The sequence below is a fragment of the Plantactinospora sp. CNZ321 genome, from assembly GCF_004217235.1.
Window position 1 is genome coordinate 2,817,850 of record NZ_SHKQ01000001.1, and the last position, 19,350, is coordinate 2,837,199.

General features: G+C 72.4%; 22 protein-coding genes. 14 read left to right on the forward strand and 8 right to left on the reverse strand.

The genetic code is table 11. The features are described 5' to 3' along the window. Positions 1–11: 11 nt before the first annotated feature. Positions 12–584, reverse strand: a complete 573-nt coding sequence (locus tag EV371_RS12605) for a cob(I)yrinic acid a,c-diamide adenosyltransferase (protein ID WP_130462206.1) — start codon at positions 582–584, stop codon at positions 12–14. Here EV371_RS12605 and murA point away from each other — a divergent pair. Beyond that, positions 583–2,031, forward strand: a complete 1,449-nt coding sequence (murA, locus tag EV371_RS12610; RefSeq protein ID WP_130462207.1) for a UDP-N-acetylglucosamine 1-carboxyvinyltransferase — start codon at positions 583–585, stop codon at positions 2,029–2,031. The two genes, EV371_RS12605 and murA, sit on opposite strands and share 2 nt — an antisense overlap. A 53-nt stretch (positions 2,032–2,084) precedes the next feature. On the opposite strand, the gene EV371_RS12615 is transcribed toward murA, so the two are convergent. Further along, on the reverse strand, positions 2,085–2,579 hold the full coding sequence (locus tag EV371_RS12615; protein WP_130462208.1) for a MarR family transcriptional regulator: 495 nt from the start codon (positions 2,577–2,579) through the stop codon (positions 2,085–2,087). 103 nt (positions 2,580–2,682) lie between these two features. Here EV371_RS12615 and EV371_RS12620 point away from each other — a divergent pair, with 103 nt between their 5' ends. The 7 genes from EV371_RS12620 (at position 2,683) to EV371_RS12650 (ending at position 8,218) form a co-directional block, all read left to right on the forward strand. After that, on the forward strand, positions 2,683–3,243 hold the full coding sequence (locus EV371_RS12620; RefSeq protein WP_130462209.1) for an NAD(P)H-dependent oxidoreductase: 561 nt from the start codon (positions 2,683–2,685) through the stop codon (positions 3,241–3,243). A gap of 123 nt (positions 3,244–3,366) precedes the next feature. After that, entirely contained in the window at positions 3,367–4,215 is an 849-nt protein-coding gene (locus EV371_RS12625) for a 3-hydroxyacyl-CoA dehydrogenase family protein (protein WP_130462210.1), read from the forward strand. Between the two features lie 123 nt (positions 4,216–4,338). Then, the gene (locus EV371_RS12630; protein WP_207230468.1) at positions 4,339–5,103 is read left to right on the forward strand and encodes an SRPBCC family protein; all 765 of its coding nucleotides are present in this window, start codon (positions 4,339–4,341) and stop codon (positions 5,101–5,103) included. Further along, positions 5,103–5,453 carry a YciI family protein gene (locus EV371_RS12635; protein WP_130462211.1) on the forward strand — a complete coding sequence of 117 codons (351 nt, stop codon included), beginning with the start codon at positions 5,103–5,105 and terminating at the stop codon, positions 5,451–5,453. The genes EV371_RS12630 and EV371_RS12635 overlap by 1 nt, the downstream gene beginning before the upstream one ends. 50 nt (positions 5,454–5,503) lie before the next feature. Further along, positions 5,504–6,673, forward strand: a complete 1,170-nt coding sequence (locus tag EV371_RS12640; protein WP_130462212.1) for a DUF6596 domain-containing protein — start codon at positions 5,504–5,506, stop codon at positions 6,671–6,673. A gap of 152 nt (positions 6,674–6,825) precedes the next feature. Further along, positions 6,826–7,464, forward strand: a complete 639-nt coding sequence (locus tag EV371_RS12645) for a winged helix-turn-helix domain-containing protein (protein ID WP_130462213.1) — start codon at positions 6,826–6,828, stop codon at positions 7,462–7,464. 4 nt (positions 7,465–7,468) lie between these two features. Beyond that, complete coding sequence (locus tag EV371_RS12650) at positions 7,469–8,218, forward strand: SRPBCC family protein (protein ID WP_207230469.1); 750 nt, start codon at positions 7,469–7,471, stop codon at positions 8,216–8,218. Positions 8,219–8,253: 35 nt separating this feature from the next. Here EV371_RS12650 and EV371_RS12655 read toward each other — a convergent pair whose 3' ends face one another. Genes EV371_RS12655 through EV371_RS12670 form a run of 4 tightly spaced genes read right to left on the reverse strand, consistent with a single transcriptional unit; the run spans position 8,254 to position 11,668 of the window. Next, positions 8,254–9,111 carry an ABC transporter permease gene (locus EV371_RS12655; RefSeq protein ID WP_130462214.1) on the reverse strand — a complete coding sequence of 286 codons (858 nt, stop codon included), beginning with the start codon at positions 9,109–9,111 and terminating at the stop codon, positions 8,254–8,256. Then, positions 9,108–9,956 (reverse strand): ATP-binding cassette domain-containing protein, encoded by an 849-nt coding sequence (locus EV371_RS12660; protein WP_130462215.1) that lies wholly within the window; start codon positions 9,954–9,956, stop codon positions 9,108–9,110. Before EV371_RS12660 ends, EV371_RS12655 begins: the two co-directional genes overlap by 4 nt. Positions 9,957–10,006: 50 nt before the next feature. Continuing rightward, the gene (locus tag EV371_RS12665; RefSeq protein ID WP_486484585.1) at positions 10,007–10,990 is read right to left on the reverse strand and encodes a polysaccharide deacetylase family protein; all 984 of its coding nucleotides are present in this window, start codon (positions 10,988–10,990) and stop codon (positions 10,007–10,009) included. A 45-nt stretch (positions 10,991–11,035) separates the two neighbouring features. Further along, complete coding sequence (locus EV371_RS12670) at positions 11,036–11,668, reverse strand: DUF4126 family protein (RefSeq protein WP_130462216.1); 633 nt, start codon at positions 11,666–11,668, stop codon at positions 11,036–11,038. 73 nt (positions 11,669–11,741) lie between these two features. Between EV371_RS12670 and nucS the strand changes: the two genes are divergently transcribed. From nucS to EV371_RS12690, 4 genes are all read left to right on the forward strand, one after another. Continuing rightward, on the forward strand, positions 11,742–12,401 hold the full coding sequence (gene nucS / locus EV371_RS12675) for an endonuclease NucS (protein ID WP_107260418.1): 660 nt from the start codon (positions 11,742–11,744) through the stop codon (positions 12,399–12,401). Between the two features lie 152 nt (positions 12,402–12,553). Beyond that, positions 12,554–12,964, forward strand: a complete 411-nt coding sequence (locus tag EV371_RS12680) for an RlpA-like double-psi beta-barrel domain-containing protein (RefSeq protein ID WP_130462217.1) — start codon at positions 12,554–12,556, stop codon at positions 12,962–12,964. 12 nt (positions 12,965–12,976) lie between these two features. Next, positions 12,977–13,579: a cell wall protein gene (locus EV371_RS12685; protein WP_130462218.1), complete on the forward strand. Its 603-nt coding sequence runs from the start codon at positions 12,977–12,979 to the stop codon at positions 13,577–13,579. Positions 13,580–13,656: 77 nt separating this feature from the next. Further along, positions 13,657–14,499: a MauE/DoxX family redox-associated membrane protein gene (locus EV371_RS12690; RefSeq protein ID WP_130462219.1), complete on the forward strand. Its 843-nt coding sequence runs from the start codon at positions 13,657–13,659 to the stop codon at positions 14,497–14,499. Between the two features lie 39 nt (positions 14,500–14,538). Here EV371_RS12690 and EV371_RS12695 read toward each other — a convergent pair whose 3' ends face one another. Together EV371_RS12695 and EV371_RS12700 are read right to left on the reverse strand one after the other, a co-directional pair. Then, positions 14,539–15,198: a methyltransferase domain-containing protein gene (locus tag EV371_RS12695; RefSeq protein ID WP_130462220.1), complete on the reverse strand. Its 660-nt coding sequence runs from the start codon at positions 15,196–15,198 to the stop codon at positions 14,539–14,541. A gap of 79 nt (positions 15,199–15,277) precedes the next feature. Continuing rightward, positions 15,278–16,774: an aldehyde dehydrogenase family protein gene (locus tag EV371_RS12700; RefSeq protein ID WP_130462221.1), complete on the reverse strand. Its 1,497-nt coding sequence runs from the start codon at positions 16,772–16,774 to the stop codon at positions 15,278–15,280. Positions 16,775–16,986: 212 nt separating this feature from the next. Here EV371_RS12700 and EV371_RS12705 point away from each other — a divergent pair, with 212 nt between their 5' ends. Both EV371_RS12705 and EV371_RS12710 read left to right on the forward strand, forming a co-directional pair. Beyond that, positions 16,987–17,502, forward strand: a complete 516-nt coding sequence (locus EV371_RS12705) for an FHA domain-containing protein (protein ID WP_165436668.1) — start codon at positions 16,987–16,989, stop codon at positions 17,500–17,502. A gap of 142 nt (positions 17,503–17,644) precedes the next feature. Further along, complete coding sequence (locus EV371_RS12710) at positions 17,645–19,336, forward strand: 3-hydroxyacyl-CoA dehydrogenase family protein (RefSeq protein ID WP_486484586.1); 1,692 nt, start codon at positions 17,645–17,647, stop codon at positions 19,334–19,336. Positions 19,337–19,350 lie beyond the last annotated feature (14 nt).

The following is a 19,350-nucleotide window of genomic DNA, read 5'->3' on the forward strand; positions in this document are numbered from 1 at the left end:
GCCCGGTCGGGTCAGCGCTGGCCACCCGGCACCCATAGCACATCTCCGGCCGGATTTGCGGTTCTCGCCAGGATGAACAGCAGATCCGAGAGACGGTTGAGATACTTTGCCGGGAGAGGGCTGGTTCGATCTGGTTCTGTGCTGACCAGGGCCCATGCCGAGCGCTCGGCCCGCCGGGCGATCGTGCGTGCCACGTGCAGCAGGGCCGCCCCCGGGGTGCCACCGGGCAGGACGAAGGAGTCGAGTTTGGCCAGTCGGGCGTTGTACCGGTCGCACCAGTCCTCAAGGCGCTGTACGTACTCCTCGGTGACCCGCAGCGGCGGGTACGCCGGCTCCGGCTCGACCGGGTTGGCGAGGTCGGCGCCGACGTCGAAGAGGTCGTTCTGGACCGTGCCGAGCACGGCGCGGAGGTCCTCGTCGAGCTGGCCGAGGGCGAGCGCCACGCCGATCGCCGCGTTGCACTCGTCCACGTCGGCGTACGCGCGGATCCGCGGGTCGGTCTTGGCGACCTCTTCGTTGTTGCTCAGCCTGGTCGTGCCGGCGTCGCCGGTCCTGGTGTAGATGCGGGTGAGGTGGACGGCCATGACGAACAGCGTACGGGCGTCGACGGCGGCCACGCCGGCCCGGCCGGAGCCGGCGGCGGTGCAGGGCTGGCCGGACGGCGCCGGGCCGGGTGGCGCCGACGACACTACGATTTGCGACGTGGACGTGATCAGGGTCAGCGGCGGCACCCGGCTGGAGGGCCAGGTGCACGTCGTGGGTGCGAAGAACTCCGCGTTGAAGCTGATGGCGGCGGCGCTGCTCGCCCCGGGGCGGAGTGTGATCACGAACGTACCCCGGATCACCGATATCGCGATCATGGCCGAGGTGCTGCGCCGGCTCGGCTGTGCGGTCACCTTCGGCGACGACGAGGGGGAGGGCACGGCGGACCGGGACGGCGGGCCGCCCCGGTCGTGTTCGGTGACGATCGACGTGCCGACGGATCCGGGCACCGAGGCGGACTACGACCTGGTACGCCGGCTCCGCGCCTCGATCTGCGTGCTCGGCCCGCTGCTGGCCCGGCGCGGGTACGTCCGGGTGGCGCACCCGGGCGGTGACGCCATCGGCTCGCGCGGGCTGGACATGCACGTGGCCGGGCTGGCCCGGATGGGCGCGGAGATCTCCGGTGAGCACGGCTTCGTCATCGCCTCGGCGCCCCGGGGGCTGCACGGCGCGACGATCTGGCTGGACTTCCCCAGCGTGGGCGCCACCGAGAACCTGGTGATGGCGGCGGTACTGGCCAGGGGCGTCACCGAGATCGACAACGCCGCCCGGGAACCGGAGATCGTGGACATCTGCACCATGCTCAGCCAGATGGGTGCCAAGATCGACGGCGCCGGCACCTCCATGCTGCGCATTGAGGGTGTCGCCGAACTGCGGCCGGTCCGGCATGCCACGGTCGGCGACCGGATCGTCGCCGGTACCTGGGCGTACGCGGCGGCGATGACCCGGGGCGACGTCACGGTGACCGGCGTCAGCCCGGACTTCCTGGAGATCGCGCTCGACAAGCTGGTCTCGGCGGGGTGCCTGGTGGAGACCCGGTCCGACGCGTTCCGGGTGCGGTTGGACCGGCGCCCGACGGCGGTGGACGTGGTGACCCTGCCGTTTCCGGGCTTCGCCACCGACCTGCTGCCGATGGCGATCGGGCTGGCCTCGGTGAGCGAGGGGGCCTCGCTGGTCACCGAGAACATTTTCGACGGCCGGTTCATGTTCGTGAACGAGATGGCCCGGCTGGGTGCCGACATCAAGACCGACGGGCACCACGCGGTGGTCCGGGGCCGGGAGCGGCTCTCCAGCGCCCCGGTGCGGGCCACCGACATCCGGGCCGGCGCGGGCCTGGTGATCGCCGGGCTCTGCGCCGACGGGGTGACCGAGGTCTCCCACGTGCACCACGTCGACCGGGGTTATCCGGACTTCATCGCCGACCTGCGGAGCCTGGGGGTCGAGGTGGAACGGGCGACCGCTCCCGAAGAGCCGGCGTTCACGTTGTGACCGGGCGGCGGCCGGCCCGGTCAGCGGGCGGGCCCGGGCGGCGGCCGGCCCGGTCAGGGGTTGGGCCCGGGCTTCCGGGTCGGCTCTTCCGCACCGGGTCCGGTCGTCGCGAGCCGGCGCAGCGCGTCCGCCAGCCGCGCGAGGTCCAGCCCGTCGAGGTGGTCGACGATGTGCCGCCGGACGCTGGCCAGGTGGGTCGGATAGGCCGCTTCGAGCCGGGCCAGTCCGGCGCCGGTGAGCACCGCGTTCCAGCCTCGGGCGTCCTCGGCGCAACGGATCCGCTGGACGAAGCCCTGCTGCTCCAGTCGGGTGACGATCCGGGTCATCCCGCTGAGCGAGAGGTCGCAGGCGGTGGCGAGTTCGTTCATCCGCATCCGGCGGTCGGGCGCCTCGGAGAGGTGCATCAGTGCGGCGTACTCGTTGATCGACAGGCGTTGCTCGCGGGTCAGGTCGGCGTCCAGGGCCCGCGGTACGACGATGATCGCCCGGCCCAGCGCCCGGACGACGGCCTCCTCCGCGTTGTTCAACGGGGGCAACCCGGCTGTCATGGAGGAAACACTAGCACTACAGTTGCTTGACAAAGCAACTAGCAGGAGATCTGCCTGACGCGGCAAGCAGGTGCTTGCGCGGTTTCAGAGGGGAACGACAGCAATGACCAGAATCGGCATCATCCTCGGCAGCACCCGGCCCGGCCGCAACGGCGAGGCCGTGGCCCGCTGGGTGTACGACATCGCCAGCCAGCGCGGCGACGCCGAGTACGAGCTGGTGGACCTGCTCGACTACAAGCTGCCGCACCTGGACGAGGCGCTCCCGGCGAGCATGGGCCAGTACGCCAACCCGCACACCCTGGAGTGGGCTGCCAAGATCGCCTCGTTCGACGGTTTCGTCATCGTGACCCCGGAGTACAACCACTCCACCTCCGGGGCGCTGAAGAACGCGATCGACTTCCTCTTCGCCGAGTGGAACAACAAGGCGGTCGGGTTCGTCAGCTACGGCTCCGTCGGCGGCGCCCGCGCCGTCGAGCACCTGCGCCTGGTCGCCGGTGAACTGATGATGGCCGACGTACGGGCCCAGGTGGCGCTCTCGCTGCACACCGACTTCGAGAACTTCAGCGCCTTCAAGCCCGGCCCGCAGCAGGCGAACGCCCTCGGCGTCGTACTGGACCAGACCGTCGCCTGGAGCACCGCGCTCGCGCCGCTGCGCGCCGGCTGACCCGCCGGCTGACCCCCGGCGGAGACGTGCCGCCGGCCCGAATCGGTTACCGGCGGGTAGCGGCGGCCCGGCCGCCCGTTAGGGTGCTCTGCGAGGACACAATCCAGCCGAAGGAGTACGCACATGGCGGGTCGACTCGCGGTCATCGGGGCCGGTCTGATGGGTTCGGGCATCGCCCAGGTCGCGGCGCGGGCGGGGTGGCAGGTGACCCTGCGCGATCTCGACGACGCCGCCACCCGTCGGGGGCTCTCCGGCATCCGTACGTCGCTGGAGAAGTTCGCGGCCAAGGGGACCATCGGGGCCGACGAGGTCGAGGCGACCCTGGACCGGATCACCCCGACCACCGAGCTGGAGGCGGCGGCCGACGCCGACATCGTGGTCGAGGCGGTCTTCGAGCGGCTGGAGGTCAAGCAGGAGGTGTTCCGGGAGCTGGACCGGATCTGCGCGCCCGGCGCGGTCCTCGCCACCAACACCTCGGCGATCCCGGTCACCCAGATCGCCGCGGCCACCGACCGGCCGGAGTCGGTCGTCGGGACCCACTTCTTCTCCCCGGTGCCGATGATGAAGCTCTGCGAGCTGGTTCGGGGCTACAAGACCAGCGACGAGGCGCTGGCCAGCGCCCGGGCGTTCGCCGAGGAGATCGGCAAGACCTGCGTGGTGGTCAACCGGGACATCGCCGGCTTCGTCACCACCCGACTCATCACGGCCCTGGTGATGGAGGCGGTCAAGCTCGTCGAGTCCGGGGTGATCTCGCCGGAGGACCTGGACACCGCCTGCAAGCTCGGCTTCGGGCACGCGATGGGGCCGTTGGCCACCACCGACCTGACCGGCGCCGACGTGCTGCTGCACGCCACGCGGAACATCTACGCCGACACCGCCGACGAGAAGTTCTTCCCGCCGGAGCTGTTGCAGCGGATGGTCACCGCCGGTGACCTGGGACGGAAGACCGGGAAGGGCTTCTACTCCTACTGACCGGGCGGCGGCCCGGAAAATCCCGGGAGATTTCGGGCCGCTGTCGATTCCGCCGTACCCCGGTTGTCGGTGAGATGGAGGGAGCCGCGAGGCTCGACGTACCGACAGCTACGGAGGGTCGGAATGACCAGGAAGTTCGAGGTCCGCTGGGAGGGCGGGCTCGCCGCGAGCCCGTCGCAGGCGTGGGACGCGATCACCGCGCGCACCGCCGGGTGGCTGTGGAAGATCGAGTACGAGCCACGGCTCGGCGGCACCGAGCGAGGGCTGAGCGATTCCGGCGGCACTGTGACGGCCTGGGAGCCACACCGCCGGTTCGGCACCCGGGCCGGGACCGACGACGAGGTCAACGAACTCGACTACCGGATCGAGCCGGGCCTCGTCGGCTGCCACCTGCGGTTCGTCCACCGTGGGGTCTTCGCCGAGGACTACGCGCGGAACCTCGACGCCTGCCGGCAGCACACCGCGTTCTACTACCACTCGCTCGGCGAGTACCTGCGGCACTTCGCCGGCCGGGACGCGGCGTACGTCTCGGCGGACGGCCCGGAGACGTCCGGGCGGGACGGCTTCGCCACCGTACGCCGGGCGCTGGGCCTGCCACCGGAGGTCTCGGCCGGCGACCGGGTGACCCTGACCCCGGCCGGACTGCCGCCGGTCGAGGGGGTGGTCGACTACGCCACCCCGGTCTTCCTCGGGGTACGCGGCGCCGACGCGCTCTATCGGTTCTACGGCCGGGACGCCTGGGGGTGGCCGGTCGGGGTGGCCCACCACCTGTTCGCCGACGGCGTGGACGAGGCGGCGGAGTCGGCTGCCTGGCAGGGGTGGCTGACCGCCGCCCTGTCCACGCCGGCCCCGTCCAGCCCGGCGGTGCCGACCGGGGCGGTGGCCTGATGCCCCAGTACGCGGTCCTCATCTACGAGCGCGAGACCCCGGGCGGGGTCGCCGACATCCCGCCGGAGGTGATGCGGGCGCACGAGGAGTTGCCCGATCGGATCGCCGAGCTGGGCGGCCGGATCGTCGCCGGGCTGGCGCTGGAGCCCAGCACCACGGCTACCGCGATCCGGGCCGACCTGCTGACCGACGGCCCGTTCATCGAGACCAAGGAGGTGCTGGCCGGGGTGTTCGTGATCGAGGCGCGCGACCTGGACCACGCCCTGGCGATGGCGCGACTGACCCCGGTCGTCGCCGGTGGGGTGGAGGTCCGACCGCTGGTCGGCTTCGACATCCCGGGTGTGACCTGAGCGGGGTAGCGGAAGCCGTCGCCGAGGCGCACCGTCGCGAGTGGGCCTGGGTGCTCGCCGCGACGGTGCGGGTGACCCGGGATCTCGACCTCGCCGAGGAGATGGTGCAGGACGCGTACGTCCAGGCACTGCGGACCTGGCCGCGCGACGGCGTACCCGACCGGCCCGCCGCCTGGTTGACCACGACGGCCCGGCGGGGCGCGCTGAACGCGCTGCGCCGGCGCCGGACGCTCGACGCCAAACTGCCGTTGCTGCTCGAACCGGAGGTGGCCGAGGTGGCAGAGCCGCAGACCATCCCCGACGACCGGCTCCGGCTGATCTTCACCTGCTGTCACCCGGCACTCGCGCTGGAGGCGCGGATCGCGCTCACCCTGCGGCTGGTCTGCGGGCTGCCCACCCCGGACATCGCGCACGCGTTCCTGGTCAGCGAAGCGACCATGGCCGCCCGGCTGACCCGGGCGAAGAAGAAGATCGCGGTCGCCCGCATCCCGTACGCGGTTCCGGCCGCCGCCGAGCTGCCCGGCCGGGTCGACGCGGTGCTCACCGTGCTCCACCTGCTCTTCACCACCGGGCACACCGCGCGGGCCGGCGCGGAGCTGGTTCGGGACGAACTCACCGGCCGGGCGGTCGACCTGGCCCGGATGCTCCGGCTGCTGCTGCCGGCCGACCGGGAGGTCGCGGGGCTGCTGGCCCTGCTGCTGGTGCACCAGGCCCGCCGGGCCACCCGGACCGACCCGGCCGGCCGGCTGCTGCGGATCGAGGAGCAGGACCGGACCGCCTGGCACCGGGAGCTGATCGCCGAGGCGGATCGCCTGGTGGTGACCGCGCTCCGGGCCGGTCCGCCCGGCCGGTTCACCCTGCAGGCGGCGATCGCCGCGCTGCACGCCCAGGCACCGAGCTATCCGGAGACGGACTGGCCGCAGATCCGCACCCTCTACGACGAGCTGCTGCGGATCTGGCCGTCCCCGGTCGTCGCGTTGAACCGCGCGGTGGCGGTCTCGATGGTGGACGGCCCGGCGGCGGCGCTGGTCGAGGTCGAGGCGATCGAGCGGGACGGGCGGCTGGCCGGGTACCGCTATCTGCCGGCCACCAGGGCGGACCTGCTGCGCCGACTCGGCCGGCACGCCGAGGCGGCCGAGGCGTACCGGGCGGCACTGGCGCTGGCCGACAACGCCGCCGAGCGGGAGTTCCTGGCCGATCGGCTGCGTGAGCTGCGGTGATCCGACAGACGCAGGCGGCGAAGGTGACCGCCGTGGCCGGTGAGGCTGTCCGTCCGGTGTGGGCCGAGCCGGGCTGTTACCCGTACCGACAGCGCGGTCCCGTGACGCACCGCGATTTGACAAATTGGTTTGTCTAATCGCAGGATGGTCCGGTGACCAAGGACGTCGACGTGATCCGGGACGGTGAGCGGCTCCGGGGCAATCTCACGCCGCTGCGCCAGCGGCTGCTGGCGGAGTTGCGCGAGCCGGCCTCGGCCGCCGGCCTCGCCGCCCGACTCGGCGAGAGCCGGCAGCGGGTCAACTACCACCTGCGGGAGCTGGAGAAGGGTGGCCTGGTCGAGCTGGTCGAGCTGCGTCAGCGGCGCGGCCGGACCGAGCGGGTGATGCGGACCGCCGCGCACGCGGTGATCGTCGCACCGGCACTGGTCGGTGACCTCGGTCCGACCGGGCAGGACCGGTTCGCCGCGGACACCCTGCTGGCCGCCGCCGCCCGCACCTTCGACGACGTCGCCCGGATGCGCGAGGGCGCGGCCCGGGCCGGGAAACGGCTGGTCACCTTCACCATCGAGGCGGAGATCGGCTTCGATCGGCCGGCGGACATCACCCGGTTCGCCGAGCGGCTCGCGACCCGGGTCGCCGAGCTGGCCGCCGAGTTCGACTCGCCCACCGCCGGTCGTCGCTACCACCTGCTCGTCGGCGGTCATCCCACGTCGACGGCAGACGACCGTCCCACACCGCCGGCTGCGGACCACCGGGCCGGTGAAGCCAGCGAACCAGATCGAACGGAGTGACGAGATGACCGAGCAGGCACAAACGGCCGAGCAGGCCAAGCCGTACCGCGTCGAGGTGCCGATCGACGCCGACCGGGACACCGTGTGGCGGACGGTGACCGATGCCGCACGGATCCGCGAGTGGTTCGGTTGGGACCACGGAGGTGACCTGGACGGCGAGATCCAGTACATCTTCTTCGACCATGCCGAACGCCATGGGCCGGAGCGGATGCTCTTCCCCGACGGCTCGTACCTGGAGCTGGTGGCGGAGGAGCGCCGGACCGCCGTCCGGGCCGTACTGCCGGGGTCGCTCGACGGGACGGACTGGGCCGAGGTCTACGACGGCATGGAGGAGGGCTGGCGGACCTTCCTCGAACAACTCCGCTTCCTGCTGGAGTGCCGGCCGCAGGGCCGCCGCCGGACCATCTACCTGACCGGTACGGCTACCGCTGCCGAGGCGCTGGCGATCGCCGACGCCGCCGGCGGCGCGGGGCGGCCGTGGCACGAGAGCCGTTACCAGCGGATGACCGTGTCGCCGTCCGGGCACCTGCTGGTGGTCGCGGGTCAGGCGCCGCTGGCAAGCACCGAGCCGGCGCCGAGCTCGCTCACCGTCGTCACCTACGGCCTCGACGACGAGGCGTTCGCCGGGCTGCTCGCCGAGTGGACGGCCCGCTGGGACGGCGTGGCCGGGGCCAGGGTGACCACGGTCGCCGGGGAGTCGACGCTTCCCGCGTCGGCCGGAGCCGACCTACACGCCGGCCAGGTACCGGCCTGACGAAGGTTGCCGGTGTCGGCCGACCGGCCCCGGGGTCAGCCGTCGCGGCGGGCGGTCCAGCGGAAGGTGGTCAGGCAGAGCACCAGGCCGACGACGCACCAGAGGGCGAGGACCAGGGCGACCCGGCCGAGTTCGAAGGAGCCGGCCGGCTCCTGGGCGCCGAACGACTCGGGCAGGAAGACCGAGCGCAGCCCCTGGCACATCCACTTCAGCGGGAAGATCGCCGCGACCTGCTGCATCCAGCTCGGCAGCTCGGTGAAGACGAAGAAGACCCCGGAGATGAACTGGAGTACCAGGGCCACCGGGGTGACCGTGGCGGAGGCGCCCCGCCCGGTGCGGGGCAGCGAGGAGAAGGCGATGCCGCAGAGGGTGCAGGCGGTGATGCCGAGGACGGAGATCCAGAACAGGTCGAACCAGCTCCCGGCGGTCTGCGGCAGGGTGAGGTCGAAGAGCAGCACGGCGACGGCGAGCAGCAGTACGGTCTCGGCGACGCCGATCACCGCGACCATTATGATCTTGCCGACGAAGTACACCCACTTCGGCATCGGGGTGCCGCGCAGCCGCTTCAGCACGCCCCGGTCCCGCTCGATCGGGATCTGGATGGCCAGGCTCTGGAAGCCGACCGTCATCAGGCCGGTGGCGATCATGCCGGTCACGAAGTACTGCGTGAACCGGACCCCGCCGCCGATCTCGCCGGTGAAGATCGAGGCGAAGATCAGGATCATCACCACCGGGAAGAGCATGGTGAAGACCACGGACTCGCGGCTGCGCAGGAACTGACGTACCTCCAGCCGGCCCTGTCGCAGGCCGAGCGCGACGGGCCCGACCCGCCGGGCCGGTGCGGACGTCGCCGGCCTGCCGGCGGTCTGCGGTGCGGTGGTCGAGGTGCTCATCGGTGCCCGATCATCTCCAGGTAGACGTCCTCCAGGGTGGGCCGGGTCACGGTCAGCCCCGGCACCTCACCACCGAACCGCGCGGCCAGCTCCGTGACCAGCGCCGTCGGCGTCGCGCTCTCGACGCGCTGCAGCACACCCTCGGGGGTACGCCAGGAGACCGTGGCCAGCGCCTCCGCCCGGTTGCCGAGCCGGGCCGGGGCGGCCACCTCGACCAGCCGTCCACCGCTGATCACCGCGACCCGGTCGGCGAGCGCCTCGGCCTCGTCCAGGTAGTGCGTGGTCAGCACGATGGTGGTGCCGGCGGCGGCCAGGTCCCGGATCAGCTCCCAGAACCCGCGGCGGGCCTCCGGGTCGAAACCGGTGGTCGGCTCGTCCAGGAAGAGCAGTTCGGGCCGGCCGATGATGCCGAGCGCCACGTCCAACCGGCGCTTCTGTCCACCGGAGAGAGTGTGGGTGCGGGACCTCGCCTTGCCGGCCAGCCCGACCCGCTCGATCACCTTGTCTGGATCGTCCGGATCCGGATAGAAGCCGGCGAAGTGCCGCACCACTTCGGCCACCGTGAGGTCGTCGAACTCGCCGGTGCCCTGGAGCACGATGCCGACCCGGGACCGCCACCGCCCGTCCGCCGCGTCCGGATCGACGCCGAGCACGCTGACCTCGCCCGCGTCCCGGCGCCGGTAGCCCTCCAGGATCTCCACCGTCGTGGTCTTGCCCGCACCGTTCGGGCCGAGCAGGGCGAAGACCTCGCCCCGGGCCACCGCCAGGTCGACGCCGTCGACGGCGACCGTCCCGCCGTACGCCTTGCGCAACCCCCGTACGGAGATCGCGAGCTGCTCTGCCATGCGTCAACTATGCGTGACGGACCGTTCGTTCCGGCGACCGGGTCGGCGGCTCACCCGTCGGCCAGCACCTCCGACAGTGGCGCCGGGCGCAGCCCCCGGTCCCGCAGGCCGGCCAGGATGTGCGGCAGCGCCTCGTCGGTCATCGCCGCGTTCTCCTCGGTGACGTGCAGCACGACGATCGAGCCGGGCCGGACCTTCGACAGCACCGCGCGCACGATCGGCCGCCAGGCGGTGGCGAACGGATCCCCGCTGACCACGTCCCCGTCGACCACGGTCAGGCCGAGCGGGGCGAGCGCGGCCAGCGCGGCGGGGTCGTGGCAGAGCCCCGGAAACCGGAAGTACCGGGTCTGCCGGCCACCGTACGGCTCGATCAGCCGGAAGGTCCGGTCCACGTCCTCGGTCATCCGGGCGGCCGGCAGCCGGGGCAACCCGTAGCAGTCCCGGGTGAAGGCCAGGTGCCCGTACGTGTGGTTGGCCAGCTCGAACCGCGGGTTGCCGGCGAGCCGCCGGGTCAGCTCCGGATAGCGCTCGACCCACTTGCCGGTCAGGAAGAACGTCGCCGGGACCCGTTCCCGCTCCAGCAGGTCGACGACGCGCAGGTTGGCGTACGACCTGGCCCGGCCGGCGCGCAGGTTACCGAGCATCGCGTCGGTCATGTCGGCGTCGAAGGTCAACGCCACCAGGTTGCCGGTACGTGGCCCGTGCGCCACCACCGGGGGCCGGGTGCCCGGCCGGGTGGTGCCGGGCCGGTCCGTGCCCATCGGCCGGGAGATGTCGCCGGAACGGGTCGGGGTGCTCGGCCCCACGGTGCCCGGCCGCTGGCCGCCGGGTGTGCCGCCGGTCGCCGCAGTGGTGGCCGGACCCGGATCGGTCCGCGGCCGTGTCGCCGGAGCCGTGCCGTTGCCGACCGCCGCCGTGTCCTCGCGGACCGACGTGGTGCCGTTGCGGACCACGGTCAGCACGAGGACGAGTGCGCCGACCAGCGCGGCGGCGGTGACGGCGACCAGGGACACCCGAAAGATCTTCGCGAGCACCTGGCCGAGGATGCCAGCCGCGACGTGCCCGCGTGGCCCCGGGCGTCAGTACTTTGTCAGGGACCCCTCCCGGGCAGCGGCTCGGGCCGCTCGCCGCTCCGCCCGGCGGCGCCGGCGCCGCCGGACCACCCAGAGCACGACGAGGGGCACGAACAGCAGGAAGAGCAGGACCAGCACCGGCAGTAGGATCGCCGACAGCGAGAAGAACACGCTGGTCGCGTCCTCGGCGGTGCTCGCCACCGGGGCGCCGAAGCCGGCCGTACCGGCGTTGATCACCGGCCGGGCCGCGGCCTTGACCCCGTGTACGCCGAGCGCGATCAGCACCCCGATCACCACCGGCACCCACTGACTGGAGCCGAAGAACTGACCCGGGTCGCTGACCGTGACGGTCTCCGCCCCGGAACCCGCCCCGAAGGCGAGCCCACCGGCGGTCGGCCGGATGACGGTCTGCACCACGTCGTTGACGTGGTCGACCACCGGCACCTTGTCGGCGACCACCTCCACGGTGAGCAACACCACCAGGATGGCCAGTACCCAGCCGTTGGAGATCCATTGCCAGCCGCCGGGCAGGTTCACCACGTCGGTGTACCGGGCGAGCAGCCCCATGGTGAGCAGCGGAATGTACGCGTTGAGACCGGCCGATGCCGCCAGGCCGGTTCCGGTGAGGGCTTCCAGCACGGGTACCAGGATGGCATCGACGCGCCAGGACGGCGCGCCCAGCCGGTACCGACCCCTCGGCTACCCTCGTCGGGTGCGGTTGGTGATTGCGCGGTGCTCCGTGGACTACGTCGGACGACTCTCGGCACACCTGCCGCTGGCGACCCGGCTGCTGATGGTGAAGGCGGACGGGTCGGTCTCGATCCACGCCGACGACCGGGCCTACAAGCCGCTGAACTGGATGAGTCCGCCGTGCCGGCTGGAGGAGGCACCCGGGGTGTGGCGGGTGGTCAACAAGGCCGGCGAGGAGCTGCGGATCACCCTGGAGGAGATCTTCCAGGACACCTCGTACGAGCTGGGTGTCGACCCGGGACTGCGCAAGGACGGCGTGGAGGCGCACCTCCAGGAGCTGCTGGCCGCCAGCCCGACCGAGCTGGGCGAGGGGTTCACGCTCGTCCGCCGGGAGTACATGACCGCGATCGGCCCGGTCGACCTGCTCTGCCGGGACGGGGCCGGGGCGGCCGTCGCGGTCGAGGTGAAGCGGCGCGGCGAGATCGACGGGGTGGAACAGCTCACCCGCTACCTGGAACTGCTCAACCGCGACCCGCTGCTCGCACCGGTCAGCGGGATGTTCGTCGCCCAGGAGATCAAGCCGCAGGCCCGGGTGCTCGCCACCGACCGGGGGATCCGGTGCGTGGTGGTCAACTACGACCGGCTGCGCGGCATCGAACGGGACGAGCTGACGCTCTTCTGATCGATCAGGCCGGTGGGGTCGGCCCGGCGTTCCGGTCACTTCCTGAAGAAAACTTTCAGAACCATCGATTGACTGCGTGGGTTTTCGCCGCAATAATTGTCGTCAATATTGATCAATGTCGTTTCCCTTAACCCCCGAAGGGAGGACCGATCATGGCAGCTGTGACCGGAGAGGTGTCCTGGTTCTGTTGCGGCAGCGCCTGGGGCCCGTGCGCGTCGACCGGCCGGGGCGCCTGCGGCACCTGCACCTCCGGCAACTTCCAACACGCCTGGCCGAACGCCTCGGCCGCCTGCCTCGCGATCACCCGACCCGACGTCTGCGGCACCCCCCTCTCGCGTCGGACCTGCGGGTTCGTGCACTACACCACCAACCTCTGCAACGGGGCCCGGGTCGGCACCTCGATCGCCGACTGCGGGCCGCAGACCGACCTGTTCTGCGGCGAGCGCGCCTGCTGCGGCTCGGCCTGCGGAACCAACCGGATCATCGATCTGACCCCGGCGGCGTACAGCGCGATCGCCAGCCTGTCCACCGGGCTCCGGCCCTGCTCTGTCGACACGGTGTAGGGAGGAGCCACGATGACGACCACGATGGACCGTCGGCGACTGCTCAGCACGGCCGTACTCGGCGGCGCCGGCATCGCCGGAGCCACCGCACTCGGCTCGCTCGCCCCGGAGGCCGCCCTCGCCGCCGAACCGGTGAAGGTCTCACCCGGCGCACCCGACCCGAACTTCGCCGAGGGGCGGGTCACCTCGATCACCGGCAGCGTGGTGCTGCTGGCCGGCTCCGACGGTGCGCTGCACCGGATCCAGGTCACCAACGGCACCAGCATCTGGAAGTTCCAGCCGACCACCTTCGACCGGCTGGAGAAGGGCGACGGCATGTACGTCCGAGGCGTGCGGCTGCCCGACGGCACCCTCGCCGCCGACTCGCTCTGGGCCAACATCGTCAACCTGACCGCGCACATCGTCTCGGTCGGCCGCAACGTGCTGCACCTCGACCACCACGGCAGGCGGCTGATCGGGCACGTCGTGCCCGGCACCACCGCCGCGGTCTACAACGGCACCCCGGCCATCTCCGACGTCTCGCTGCTGCGGGTCGGCGGGCACGTCCAGGTGATCGGCGCCTGGCACCCCGACACCAACGAGATCAGCATCGCCACCGTCTACGCCGCCAACTGAGATGGGGGAAGGGCCCCCGCTACAACAGAAGACGAACGAGCGGGGGCCCTTCCTTACAAGCACGAGAGGAGGGCATCATGCTTCAGTCCATGGCGGCGCTCCAGTCCCTGCTGGTCGGCGTCGTGCTGATCTGGTCGGCCCGGATCAAGCTGGTCGACCGGCGGGCGGCGGAGCAGGCGCGCACCTCGGCGTTCGGCACGCTGCTCGGCGCCGACCGGGCGGTGCCGGCGTACCGGGTGCTCGGCGGGACCGAACTGCTGCTCGGCGTCCTGTTGGTGCTGCCGCCGGCCCCGATCGCCGAGCCGGTGGCGGCCGCCGCGCTGGCCGCCGGCTTCGTCGGCTATCTCGGGTACGCCCGCCGCGTCGCCCCCGGTGCATCGTGCGGCTGCCTGAGCGCCAAGGCCACCCCGGTCACCGGGCGTAGCATCGCCCGGGCCGGCGTGCTGGTGCTGGCCGGCCTCTTCGGCGTGGCGGCCGGCGGCACGTACTGGCTGCCGGCGCTGACCGGGGCCCCGGCCGCGTCGGCCGGGCTGCTGCTGGCCGAGGCGGCGCTGATCGTCGCGCTGTCGCCGGAGTTCGACGCGTACTGGCTGTTGCCGCTGCGCCGGCTCCGGGCCCGGCTCACCCATCCGCTGCGCGGCGGTTCCGGGGTGCCGCTGCTGGCAAGCGTGCAGCAACTCCAGCTCAGTGCCGCGTACCGGCAGGTCGCCGCGCTGCTCACCTCCGACGTACGGGACCACTGGCTGGAGGATTCCTGGCGGATGGTCTGCTACTCGGCCCGCTACCAGGGCCGGTCGGCGACGGCGGTTTTCGCCGTGCCGGCCGTCGAGGTGGCACCGGACCGGGTCCGGGTCGCCCTGGTGGACGACTCGACCGGAGCAACCCTGGTCAGCCTGGCCGACCCGGCGTACGCGAGCTGAGCCGAGCCCGCAAGGCGGCGGCCACGGCCGGCTCGCGGGTCACCCGCCGGTACGGACCGCGATCAACGACTTGATCAGCCCGGCCAGCCGTTCGGCCCGGATCCGGGAGTGCGGGAAGTAGTGCCGCATCTGGGAGCGGTCCACCAGCTCGGTCCAGAGCACCTGCTGGATCGCCGTCTCCCGGCAGTCCGGCCGGGTGTGCGCCAGCGGCCAGCGGCGGGCCAGCGCGATCCGCAGCCGGATCGGGGTGAACTGCATTCCCGGGGCGATCCAGTGCGGCTCGATCGGGAAGTACCGGTAGGGGGTCTGCACCCAGTGCGCGTCGGCGAGCGCGTGCACCGTCTCGGCGAACCGCAGCCGGCGCTCGTGCCCGCCGACGTGCTCCAGCACCGAGTTGGAGAAGACCAGGTCGTAGCGGCGGTTGGCGATGTGCCGGGGCAGTGCGCAGGCGTCGGCCCGGTCCACCTCCGCCCAGTCCGGTACGTCGGCCGGGGACTCCTCAAGGTTGATCACGTGTACGTGTTTCGGGCGGACCCGCGCCTGTGCCCAGGTGCCCACCCGTCCGCCGAGGTCGACGACGGACATCTGGGCCAGGTCCGGGAAGGTCTCCGCGAGCCATCCGGCCCGGCGCGCCCGACGCCGGGCGCCCCAGGAGGTATCGCTGTCGACCAGGCGGAATCGCAACGCGTGCAGCCCCATTGGGCGAACGGTACCGACGCGGGAGACGGCCAGGGATGTCTTAGTCGCCCTTTTGTCCCTACGATCGGTTAGACTGAAGTCACCGTCCGTACATAATTTTCGCGGCCTTGACGATGCGCTGCACCTGGGCGGGAGTCCGCTCGAAGGTCATCGCCGGCAGCAGCGAGGGTCCCCGCCGTTTGGTCACCGCCTTGCTGCGGGCGAACTCGCGCAGTCCGTCGGCGCCATGGATCCGGCCGAACCCGGAATCGCCGATTCCGCCGAACGGGAGTGTCGGCATCCCGACGAAGGACAAAGTGGAGTTGATCGCCGTCATCCCGGAGTGCATCCGGTCGGCGATCTCGGCGGCACGGCGCCGGCCGAAGACGGCGCCGCCGAGGCCGTACCGGACGGCGTTGGCGCGGCGCAACGCCTCCTCGGCGTCGGTCACCCTGCTGATGGTGAGGGTCGGCCCGAAGGTCTCCTCGCGGACCGCGTCGGCGTCCTCGGGTACGTCGACCAGGATCGTCGGGTGCACGTACGGCGGTTGCACCGCCTCCGGCCCGCCGAGCACGGCCCGGCCGCCCCGGTCGATGGCGTCCTCGATGTGCCGGCGGATCGTGGCGATCTGGCCGGGCATGGTGATCGGGCCGAGGTCGGTGCCGTCGGGACCGACGGTGAGCCGGCCGGCCTTCGCCACCACCCGGTCGACGAAGGCCTCGTAGACGGGTGCGGTCACGTAGGCGCGTTCGATGCCGATGCAGGTCTGGCCGGCGTTGGTGAGGGCGCCCCAGACGCAGGCCTCGGCGGCGGCGTCCAGGTCGGCGTCGTCGTCGACGATCACGGCGTCCTTGCCGCCCGCCTCGACGACCAGCGGGGTGAGCGTCTCGGCGCAGGCCGCCATCACCAGTTTGCCGGTACGGGTGGAGCCGGTGAACGCGATCTTGTCCACGCCGGATCGGCAGAGCGCGGCGCCCACGTCACCGAGGCCGTGTACCGCCTGTAGCACCGGCTGCTCGGGGACGACCTCGGCGAAGGTGTCGACCAGCCACTGCCCGACGGCCGGGGTGTACTCGCTGGGCTTGAGCACCACCGCGTTGCCGGCGGCGAGCGCGTAGCCGAAGGCGCCCAGCGGGGTCAGCACCGGATAGTTCCACGGCGCGATCACCCCGACCACGCCGTACGGTCGGTATTCCAGCCGGGCGGAGAACTCGGCGACCACCAGTCGGGAGCGCATCCGGCGGGGCCCGAGCACCCGCTTGGCGTTCCGGGCCGCCCAGTCGAGGTGGTCGACTGCGCTGACCGCCTCGACCACGGCGTCGGCGACCGGCTTGCCGGTCTCCCGGTGCGACAGTTCGGCGAGTTCGGTGATCCGGTTTGCCAGCAGCGCCCGCCAGCGCAGCAACCGGCCCCGCCGGCCGGCGAAGCCGAGCCCGGCCCACCACTGCCCGGCCTCCCGGGCCCGCGCGACGGCCCGGCCCACGCCCTCGGCGTCGGCGACCGGGAACCGCCCCGCCGGCTCCCCGGTGGCCGGGTTGGTGGAGACCAGTTCGCCGTCTGCGATTCCGGGCACGCCGGGAGCGTTCACGGTCGTCATGGCGGAAGTCTAGACCCGAGGATTACCCACGGGTAGGTATACGGATCGCCGGGGTCCGATCTCCTCTCGGCCGAATCGGCGAGCCCTGATCCGCTCCCTGGTCAGCGCGGTTCGGACCGCCAGGACGTGGAACCGGGCCGGGGTGGGTGGGAAGCTGGTCCGGGGGCCGACGTTGCCGCGTCGGTGGGGGGCGAAGCCGGATGGAGAAATCCATGTCCGACCAACTTGATCTGTTGCCGATACTGACCGTGAGCAGTGGGCCACTGCGGGGCGCCAGCTTCCGGCTGCGTCCCGGAGTGCGCCGGATCGGTCGGGAGGACGGCGCCGACGTGCTGCTGGACGATCCCAAGGTCAGCCGCTGGCACGCCACCGTCGAACTCACCGTCGGCCGGGTGCTGCTGACCGACACCGGTTCCACGAACGGGACCTGGCTCAACGGCGAACGGCTCCGCGGGCACGCCGAGCTGCGGGACGGCGACCGGATCCGGCTCGGCAACCTGGAGCTGCGGTTCTTCGACCCGGGCGCCGCCGCCACGGACCGGTTGGGGACGTACCGCCGGCACCTGGCGCCGCCGCCCGCGGACCCGGCGGCGCCGGCCGGTGTGCTCGCCGCGCCGACCCAGTTGATCGGTACGCCCGCCCGGCGGTCCCGGCGGGCGCTGTTGGTGATCGGTGGCTGTGTCGCCCTCGCCAGCGGAATGGCCTGGGCGTACCTCGCCTTCCACTGACCTCGCCTCCTGCCGGCAGGCGCGACGCCCGAGGTAGCGAGGGCGGCACCGGTCCGAGGCGACCGGGTGGCCCGTGGCAGACTCGCCGGAGATGACCTGGCGGCCGCCGCGCCGGCCGCCCGGGACGGAGCGGAGGCCAGGGGTGGCAGGCGAGACAACGGGTGCCGACAGCACCATTCGTACCGTCGGGGTCGTCGGGCTCGGCACGATGGGCGCCGGAATCGCGGAGGTCTTCGCCCGCGGCGGTCTCCGGGTGATCGCCGTCGAGATCACCGCCGAGGCCCTCGAACGCGGCCGGGACACCCTCGTCCACTCCACCGACCGGGCGGTGCAGCGGGGGCGGCTGAGCGCCGCCGACCGGGACGCGCTGCGCGGCCGGATCACCTTCGCCGTCGGCCTGCCCGCGCTGGCCGAGGTGGACCTGGTGGTCGAGGCGGTGCCCGAGCGGCTCGACCTCAAGCGGCGACTCTTCGCCGACCTGGACCGGATCTGCCGGCCGGCCGCGATCCTGGCCAGCAACACCTCCTCGCTGAGCGTCACCGAGATCGCCGCCGCCTCCGGCCGGCCGGACCGGGTGGTCGGGATGCACTTCTTCAACCCCGCGCCGGTGATGAAGCTGGTCGAGGTGGTCCGGACCGTGACCACCTCGACCGGGGTGGTCGAGGCGGTGCAGGCGCTCTGCGCCCGGCTGGGCAAGGTCGGCGTGACCATCGGCGACCGGGCCGGGTTCATCGCCAACGCCCTGCTCTTCGGCTACCTCAACCAGGCGGTCGCGATGGTCGAGTCGCGGTACGCCGGCCGCGAGGAGATCGACGACGCGATGCGACTCGGCTGCGGGCTGCCGATGGGGCCGCTGGCGCTGCTCGACCTGATCGGGCTGGACACGGCGTACGAGATCCTGGACACCATGTACCGGCGGGGCGGCCGGGACCGCCGGCACGCCCCGGTGCCGCTGCTGCGCCAGATGGTCACGGCGGGACAGCTCGGCCGCAAGTCCGGCCAGGGTTTCTACCGGTACGAGCGGCCCGGTTCGGCCATCGTGGTGCCCGACGGGCAGACCTCGGCGGCAGCGCCGCTGGACGGCGCCCGACCGGTGCGCAGCGTCGGCGTGGTCGGTACGGGTGACGCCGTCACCGGGCTCGGCGATCTCTTCGGCGAGGCCGGCTACGACGTGGTGGTGGTGTCCCGGGACGCCGGGCAGACCGGCGGGCTGGCCGGGCTGGCCGACGTCGACCTGGTGGTGGAGGCGGTGGCCGAGGAGCTGTCGGTCAAGCGGGACCTCTTCGCCGAGCTGGCCGAGGTATGCAAGCCGGAGACCCTGCTCGCCACCACCACCGGAACGCTGCCGGTGATCGACATCGCGATGGCCGCCCGGCGCCCGGCCCAGGTGGTCGGGCTGCACCTGCCCGCCCCGACCCGGGCCGGGGCGGTGGTGGAGATCGTGCGGACCGTCCGCTCCTCGCCGGAGGCGGTCGCCACCGCCCGGGCGGTCTGCGCCGCGCTGGGCCGGACCGGAGTGGTCTGCGGGGACCGGGCCGGCTTCGTGGTGCGGGCGCTGCTCTTCCCGTACCTGAACGACGCGGTGCGGATGCTGGAGGCGTCGTACGCGACGGTGGACGACATCGATCACGCGATGACGCTCGGCTGCGGCTATCCGTCTGGGCCGTTCGAGATGCTCGACACGATCGGCCCGGAGCTGGCGCTGCGGGTCCAGCGGTCGCTGTACCGGGAATCCCGGGAACCGGGGCTCGCCCCGGCGCCCCTGCTGGAGCAGTTGGTCACCGCCGGCCGGCGGTTCCGCGAGGAGGCCGCCGGCCGAGGCGTCACCGGCTGAGCCGCGGGCCCGTC

Excerpts from the sequence above, each read along its gene's own strand:
- EV371_RS12690 (WP_130462219.1), top strand. The coding sequence starts at position 13,657 with ATGCTTCAGTCCATGGCGGCGCTCCAGTCCCTGCTGGTCGGCGTCGTG.
- EV371_RS12680 (WP_130462217.1), top strand. The coding sequence starts at position 12,554 with ATGGCAGCTGTGACCGGAGAGGTGTCCTGGTTCTGTTGCGGCAGCGCC.
- EV371_RS12630 (WP_207230468.1), top strand. The coding sequence starts at position 4,339 with ATGACCAGGAAGTTCGAGGTCCGCTGGGAGGGCGGGCTCGCCGCGAGC.
- EV371_RS12620 (WP_130462209.1), top strand. The coding sequence starts at position 2,683 with ATGACCAGAATCGGCATCATCCTCGGCAGCACCCGGCCCGGCCGCAAC.
- EV371_RS12660 (WP_130462215.1), bottom strand. The coding sequence starts at position 9,956 with ATGGCAGAGCAGCTCGCGATCTCCGTACGGGGGTTGCGCAAGGCGTAC.
- EV371_RS12605 (WP_130462206.1), bottom strand. The coding sequence starts at position 584 with ATGGCCGTCCACCTCACCCGCATCTACACCAGGACCGGCGACGCCGGC.
- EV371_RS12695 (WP_130462220.1), bottom strand. The coding sequence starts at position 15,198 with ATGGGGCTGCACGCGTTGCGATTCCGCCTGGTCGACAGCGATACCTCC.
- EV371_RS12705 (WP_165436668.1), top strand. The coding sequence starts at position 16,987 with ATGTCCGACCAACTTGATCTGTTGCCGATACTGACCGTGAGCAGTGGG.
- EV371_RS12700 (WP_130462221.1), bottom strand. The coding sequence starts at position 16,774 with ATGACGACCGTGAACGCTCCCGGCGTGCCCGGAATCGCAGACGGCGAA.
- EV371_RS12615 (WP_130462208.1), bottom strand. The coding sequence starts at position 2,579 with ATGACAGCCGGGTTGCCCCCGTTGAACAACGCGGAGGAGGCCGTCGTC.
- murA (WP_130462207.1), top strand. The coding sequence starts at position 583 with ATGACGAACAGCGTACGGGCGTCGACGGCGGCCACGCCGGCCCGGCCG.
- EV371_RS12655 (WP_130462214.1), bottom strand. The coding sequence starts at position 9,111 with ATGAGCACCTCGACCACCGCACCGCAGACCGCCGGCAGGCCGGCGACG.
- EV371_RS12685 (WP_130462218.1), top strand. The coding sequence starts at position 12,977 with ATGACGACCACGATGGACCGTCGGCGACTGCTCAGCACGGCCGTACTC.
- EV371_RS12625 (WP_130462210.1), top strand. The coding sequence starts at position 3,367 with ATGGCGGGTCGACTCGCGGTCATCGGGGCCGGTCTGATGGGTTCGGGC.
- EV371_RS12635 (WP_130462211.1), top strand. The coding sequence starts at position 5,103 with ATGCCCCAGTACGCGGTCCTCATCTACGAGCGCGAGACCCCGGGCGGG.
- EV371_RS12650 (WP_207230469.1), top strand. The coding sequence starts at position 7,469 with ATGACCGAGCAGGCACAAACGGCCGAGCAGGCCAAGCCGTACCGCGTC.